Annotated in this window: 7 protein-coding genes; 6 read left to right on the top strand and 1 reads right to left on the bottom strand. The window is 31.5% G+C overall.

Translation table 11 applies throughout. From position 1 onward, the window contains the following. The coding region (locus WBN21_RS12775; RefSeq protein WP_424200873.1) for a response regulator at nt 1-1016 on the bottom strand (1016 nt) is incomplete at its 3' end. 91 nt (nt 1017-1107) lie between these two features. On the opposite strand from WBN21_RS12775, the gene WBN21_RS12770 reads away from it, so the two are divergent. The 6 genes from WBN21_RS12770 to WBN21_RS12745 form a co-directional block, all read left to right on the top strand. After that, on the top strand, nt 1108-2328 hold the full coding sequence (locus WBN21_RS12770) for an HD domain-containing protein (RefSeq protein ID WP_424200871.1): 1221 nt from the start codon (nt 1108-1110) through the stop codon (nt 2326-2328). Nucleotides 2329-2384: 56 nt separating this feature from the next. Beyond that, the gene (gene lpxD / locus WBN21_RS12765) at nt 2385-3407 is read left to right on the top strand and encodes a UDP-3-O-(3-hydroxymyristoyl)glucosamine N-acyltransferase (protein ID WP_424200869.1); all 1023 of its coding nucleotides are present in this window, start codon (nt 2385-2387) and stop codon (nt 3405-3407) included. Beyond that, nucleotides 3398-4804 (top strand): bifunctional UDP-3-O-[3-hydroxymyristoyl] N-acetylglucosamine deacetylase/3-hydroxyacyl-ACP dehydratase, encoded by a 1407-nt coding sequence (locus WBN21_RS12760; RefSeq protein ID WP_424200867.1) that lies wholly within the window; start codon nt 3398-3400, stop codon nt 4802-4804. Before lpxD ends, WBN21_RS12760 begins: the two co-directional genes overlap by 10 nt. Nucleotides 4805-4806: 2 nt before the next feature. Beyond that, a complete protein-coding gene (gene lpxA / locus WBN21_RS12755) occupies nt 4807-5592 on the top strand; it encodes an acyl-ACP--UDP-N-acetylglucosamine O-acyltransferase (protein ID WP_424200865.1) in 786 nt (261 codons plus the stop codon). A gap of 56 nt (nt 5593-5648) precedes the next feature. Beyond that, entirely contained in the window at nt 5649-6215 is a 567-nt protein-coding gene (efp, locus tag WBN21_RS12750; protein WP_424200864.1) for an elongation factor P, read from the top strand. Nucleotides 6216-6265: 50 nt separating this feature from the next. Then, on the top strand, nt 6266-6480 hold a 215-nt coding region (locus WBN21_RS12745; RefSeq protein WP_424200862.1), incomplete at its 3' end, for an LpxD N-terminal domain-containing protein.

Here is a 6480-nt window from a genome sequence, read left to right as displayed (position 1 = left end):
TCAGCTAGTTTTTTTCCGTTTTTTAAGTTTGTAATTTTATGATATTCATAACTTAAATGTGATAAACCTAAACGTTTTAATTGTGTTTCTAAAAAATCAGCTTCGTGCATGTTTTTACCACCTTCATCAGTATCATTTTTCCAATATTGAGGAAATAGTTTTTCCATGTCACTTGGCATTAATCCTGAAAAAATGGCATTACGAGCATATTGGGTTGCTGTAGGAAGAATGCTGAAAAAAGCATCTTCTTTTGTTTTCTTATAATAGTTGTTTATAATTGGCTCGAATACTTTCCATTGGTCGTAACGTAAATTATCGATAACTATTAAAAGTGTTGGCTGTTCTTTACTAATTTCCGGAACAATTTTTTCTTTAAATAATGTATGTGACATTATTGGGGCTTCGGTATTTGGTTTAAACCAATCGGCATAGTTTTTTTCTATAAACTTCCCAAACTGATTATTGGCTTCGTTTTTTTGAGATTCTAAAATCTCAAACATCCCAACATCTTCAATATCTTCAAGCTGAATTTCCCAATAAATTAATTTTTGATAAAGACTTACCCATTCTTCATAACTATTTACCATAGCTAAATCCATAGCAATTTTTCTAAATTCCTGCTGGTAATTTGAAGTGGTTTTTTCTGAAACGAGTCTTGAATTGTCTAAATTCTTTTTTAAACTTAATAGTATTTGATTCGGATTTACAGGCTTAATTAAGTAATCGGCTATTTTATTTCCAATAGCTTCTTCCATAATATATTCTTCCTCACTTTTGGTAATCATCACAACAGGCAGGTTATCCTTTTTGGCCTTAATTTCGTTTAGGGTTTCAAGGCCCGTTAATCCTGGCATGTTTTCATCTAAAAATACAATGTCGAAATTGTCATCATCCAAAACATCAATGGCTTCAGTACCACTATTACAAGTTGTTACTTGGTAATTTTTCTTTTCAAGAAATAAAATATGTGGTTTTAACAAATCAATTTCATCATCAACCCAAAGTATTTTTATCATATTATTGTAATTAATTTATTATTAAAACGTTTTCTTTCAATTGCCCATTATGGGCTTATATTTGTATTTATTTAATATAAACATTTAAAGTTTGAACAAACTTAAAATATTAAACGACCCAATTTACGGATTTATTACAATTCCGAATTCGCTAATATTCGATTTAATACAACATAAATACTTTCAGCGCTTACGCAGAATTACACAAATGGGCATGTCTTATTTGGTTTATCCAGGAGCGCATCATACAAGATTTCATCATGCCATTGGTTGTGTTCATTTAATGCAACAAGCCGTTAATGTGCTTCGTTTTAAAGGAGTTACAATAACTCCAGAGGAAGAAACAGGACTTTATGTCGCTATACTTTTGCATGATATTGGGCATGGTCCGTTCTCTCATGCTATGGAACATACTATTGTAAATAATGTGTCTCATGAACAAATTTCATTGCTTTTTATGGAGCGTTTAAATGAAGAATTTAACGGAAGTTTAACGCTTGCCATTCAAATTTTTAAAGGTGAATACCCAAGAAAGTTTATGTGTCAGCTTATTTCTGGGCAATTAGATATGGATAGAGCAGATTATTTAAAGCGTGATAGTTTTTATACTGGCGTTGCCGAAGGTAATATAAATAGCGAGCGTTTAATAACCATGTTGAATGTTGTTGAAGATGAACTGGTAATTGAAGAAAAAGGTATTTATAGTGTTGAAAAATTTATTATTGCAAGACGATTAATGTACTGGCAAGTGTATTTGCACAAAACGGGCTTAGCTGCAGAGCAATTGTTGATTAGAGTTTTAAAACGTGCCAAGGAATTGCATGAGAATGGGCATCAATTAAAAGCAAGTGAAGCGTTGTTGTATTTTTTAAATAATAAAATTTCTATTAATAACTTTAATGATGAAACACTACAAGTTTTTTCACGTTTAGATGATTATGATATTATTTCGGCAATGAAACAATGGCAATTTCATGATGATTTTGTCCTTAGTAATTTGTGTGAAATGATAATCAATAGAAACTTGTTAAGTATTAAATTAAAGAATAAAAAAATTAAAGAAAGTAGTTTAAAAAAGCATATCGATACTATTATGAATACTTATAAAGTATCAGAAGAAGAGGCTAAATATTTTGTGTTTCATGGCAGTATTTCAAACCAAGCATACCAGCTAAATACTAAACGAATTAACATTTTACATAAGTCAGGAAAAATTGAAGATATAGTTAAAGCTTCTGATCAATTGAATCTTAAAGCATTGTCAAAACCTGTAACTAAATATTATATATGTTATCCAAAGGTTAAACTTTAGTACATTTTTCCTATTTTTGCTACATTCAAACAAAAAACAACATCAAACTACAAAGTGTGAAATTTACAGCGCAACAAATAGCAGGAATTTTAAATGGCGATGTAGTAGGAAATCCTGATATTGAAGTATCCAAATTAGCCAAAATAGAAGAAGGCTTTGAGGGTGCTTTAACGTTTTTAGCAAATCCTAAATATACACCGCATATATATACTACAAAAGCTTCTGTTACTATTGTAAACAAGACTTTTGAGCCAGATAATAGTGTTAAAACAACTTTAATAAAAGTTGACGATGCTTATTTAGCGTTTTCAAAAATTCTTGAATATTATAATTCAGTAAAGCTTAACAAAACTGGCATTGAACAGCCTTCATTTATTTCTGATTCTTCAAATTATGGTGATAATATCTATATAGGAGCATTTAGTTATGTAGGTGAAAATGTTGTAATGGGTGATAATGTTAAGATTTTTCCGAGTGCTTATATTGGAGATAATGTTGTTATTGATGATAACACGATCATTTTTTCTGGAGCAAAAATTTATTCAGAAACAATAATTGGCAAAAACTGTGTTATCAATTCCGGGGCTATAATTGGCGCCGACGGATTTGGTTTTGCACCAAATGAAGATGGGAGCTATAGTAAAATTCCTCAAACTGGAAATGTCATTATTGAAGACTATGTTGATATTGGCGCAGCTACAACTATTGATAGAGCTACTATAGGTTCAACCATCATTAGGTCTGGTGTTAAATTAGATAATCATATTCAAGTTGCACATAATGTTGAAATTGGAAATAACACAGTTATAGCAGCACAAACAGGTGTTGCAGGCTCAACAAAAATTGGAAAAAATTGCCAAATTGGTGGTCAAGTTGGTATTGCTGGACATATAACTATTGGTGACAATGTTAAAATACAAGCACAATCTGGAATTGGTCGTCATGTGAAAGATAACGAGATTCTGCAAGGTTCACCTGCTATAAAATTAAGCGACTATAATAAGTCATATGTTCATTTTAAAAATTTACCGACAATTGTTAAAAATATTAATGAATTAGAGAAGAATAAATGGGAATAGTTACTACTGAAATAAAACAAAAAACTATTAAAGAAGAGATTTCTTTAACAGGAGTAGGGTTACACACAGGTAAAAATGTAACCTTAACTTTTAAGCCTGGTGCTGCTAATTCAGGGTTTGCTTTTAAAAGAGTAGATTTAGAAGGCGAGCCAGTTATTGAGGCCGATGCAAACTATGTTACCAACACACAACGTGGTACTTGTTTAGAAAAAAATGGTGTTACCATTCAAACTTCAGAACATGTTCTAGCTGCTTTGATAGGATTAGATATTGATAATGCCATTTTAGAACTTAATGCTTCTGAACCACCTATAATGGATGGGTCTTCAAAGTTTTTTGTTGAAGCTATTGAAAAAGCTGGGGTTGTAGAACTTGATGCTTTTAGAGAAGAATTTGTTATTACCGATATTGTATCTTATGTAGATGAAGAATCAGGAAGTGAAATTCTTGTTATGCCTTCAAAGGAGTACCAAATTACAACTATGGTTGATTTTGGAACTAAAGTATTAGGAACTCAAAATGCAACGCTAAATCAAATTTCAGATTTCAAAAAGGATATTTCAGATTCTAGAACTTTTAGTTTCTTACATGAAATTGAAATGTTATTAGAAAATGGTTTAATAAAAGGAGGCGATTTAAATAATGCCATTGTTTATGTTGATAAAGCTTTATCGCCAGGAACAATGGAGAAGCTTAAAGTAGCTTTTAAAAAGGATTCTATTGCTGTAAAACCAAATGGTATTTTAGATAATTTAACGCTCCATCATCCTAATGAAGCCGCAAGACATAAGTTGTTGGATGTTTTAGGAGATTTAGCACTTGTTGGAACAAGAATAAGAGGGAAGGTTATAGCCAACAAACCAGGGCATTTTGTAAATACTCAATTTGCGAAAAAATTATCTAAAATAATAAAGAACGATCGTCGGAATAATGTTCCAAATATAGATTTGAACCAGCCGCCTTTAATGGATACTGTTCAAATTATGGATATGTTACCACATAGACAACCATTTTTGTTAATTGATAAAGTATTTGAGCTTACAGAAAACCACGTATTAGCTACTAAAAATGTAACTATGAACGAAGAGTTTTTTAGAGGTCATTTTCCAGGAGCTCCTGTTATGCCAGGTGTTTTAATTGTTGAAGCCATGGCACAAACAGGTGGTATTTTAGTTTTAAACACCGTTCCAGATCCTGAAAATTATTTAACGTTTTTCATGAAAATGGATAAAGTTAAATTTAAACAAAAAGTAAGTCCTGGAGATACACTTATATTTAAGTGTTCTTTAATTACTCCTATACGTCGTGGTATCTGTCATATGCAAGGTTACGCCTATGCAAATGGCAAATTATGTGCAGAAGCTGAATTAATGGCTCAAATATCTAAAGTAAAATAAGTATGAACCAACCCTTAGCTTACGTGCACCCCGGTGCAAAAATTGCAAAAAATGTAGTTATCGAGCCTTTTACAACCATTCATAATAATGTGATAATTGGTGAAGGAACTTGGATAGGTAGTAATGTTACCATTATGGAAGGTGCTAGAATAGGTAAGAATTGTAATATTTTTCCAGGCTCTGTTATTTCTGCCGTTCCCCAAGATTTAAAATATAATGATGAAGATACTACTGTTGAAATTGGTGATAACGTTACTATAAGAGAATGTGTTACTATAAACAGAGGTACAACAGACAGAATGAAAACTGTAGTTGGCGATAATTGCTTAATAATGGCTTATTGTCATATTGCTCATGATTGTATAGTAGGTAAAAATTGTATTTTTTCTAATAATAGTACATTGGCAGGACATATAACTATTGGAGATTATGTTGTTTTGGCTGGAATGACTGCTGTACATCAATTTGTTTCAATTGGAAATCATGCTTTTGTAACTGGTGGTTCTTTGGTTAGAAAAGATGTGCCGCCATTTGTTAAGGCAGCTCGAGAACCTTTATCTTATGTTGGAATTAATTCAGTTGGCTTAAGAAGACGAGGTTATACCACCGAAAAAATCAGAGAAATTCAAGATATTTACAGAATTTTATATCAAAAAAATTATAATAATACACAAGCAGCAGAAATTATTGAAGCCGAAATGGAAGCAACCCATGAACGTGACGAAATACTTCAATTTATTAAAAATTCGCATCGAGGTATCATGAAAGGATATTTCAAATCAAATTAATTTAGAGTTTTATAGAAAACGGCTAAACAAAAAACAACTTTACAACAAACAGTTTTATGGCAACTACAAGTGATATTAGAAACGGATTATGTATTCGTTACAACAATGATATTTATAAAATAATAGAATTTTTACACGTAAAACCTGGTAAAGGCCCAGCTTTTGTAAGAACAAAAATGAAAAGTGTAACTAACGGAAAAGTTTTAGACAATACGTTTTCTGCTGGTCATAAATTAGAAGATGTACGTGTTGAAACTCATAAGTTTCAGTACTTATATAATGATGGTGAATTTTATCATTTTATGAATGAAGCAGATTATACACAAATAAGACTTTTAGAAGCAGCTTTAGATACTCCCGGATTAATGAAAGAGGGAGAGGTAGTGACAATTCAAATTAATACAGAAGACAATATGCCACTTTCTGTAGATATGCCTGCAACAGTAATTTTGGAAGTAACTGCTACAGAACCAGGCGTTAAAGGGAACACAGCAACCAATGCTACAAAACCAGCTACTGTTGAAACGGGAGCAGAAGTTAATGTTCCTTTGTTTATTAATGAAGGTGATAAAATTAAGGTAGAAACTGCAAAAGGTACCTATAAAGAACGCGTTAAAGAATAAAGTCAGTTAGCAGTTATGCATTTACTGATTACTGAAGACTGAAGACTGTTATGAAATTTCCTAAACCACATACTTTAAAACAAATTGCTGATTTAATAGATAGTAAATTTGTTGGTGACGACAATTTTCAAGTATTAGGCATGAATGAAATTCATGTTGTTGAGCCTGGTGATATTGTGTTTGTTGATCATCCAAAGTATTACGACAAAGCATTGCAATCTGCAGCAACAATCGTTTTAATCAATAAAGAGGTTGAATGTCCTAA

This window comes from Algibacter sp., from assembly GCF_049667265.1.
GTDB lineage: Bacteria > Bacteroidota > Bacteroidia > Flavobacteriales > Flavobacteriaceae > Algibacter_B.
Note: the sequence above shows the minus strand (reverse complement) of the source record. Positions and strands in the feature narration are given on the sequence as shown.

Bases quoted from the DNA above. Each gene is read 5' to 3' on its own strand.
- WBN21_RS12760 (WP_424200867.1), top strand. From the start codon at position 3,398: ATGGGAATAGTTACTACTGAAATAAAACAAAAAACTATTAAAGAAGAG.
- lpxA (WP_424200865.1), top strand. From the start codon at position 4,807: ATGAACCAACCCTTAGCTTACGTGCACCCCGGTGCAAAAATTGCAAAA.
- efp (WP_424200864.1), top strand. From the start codon at position 5,649: ATGGCAACTACAAGTGATATTAGAAACGGATTATGTATTCGTTACAAC.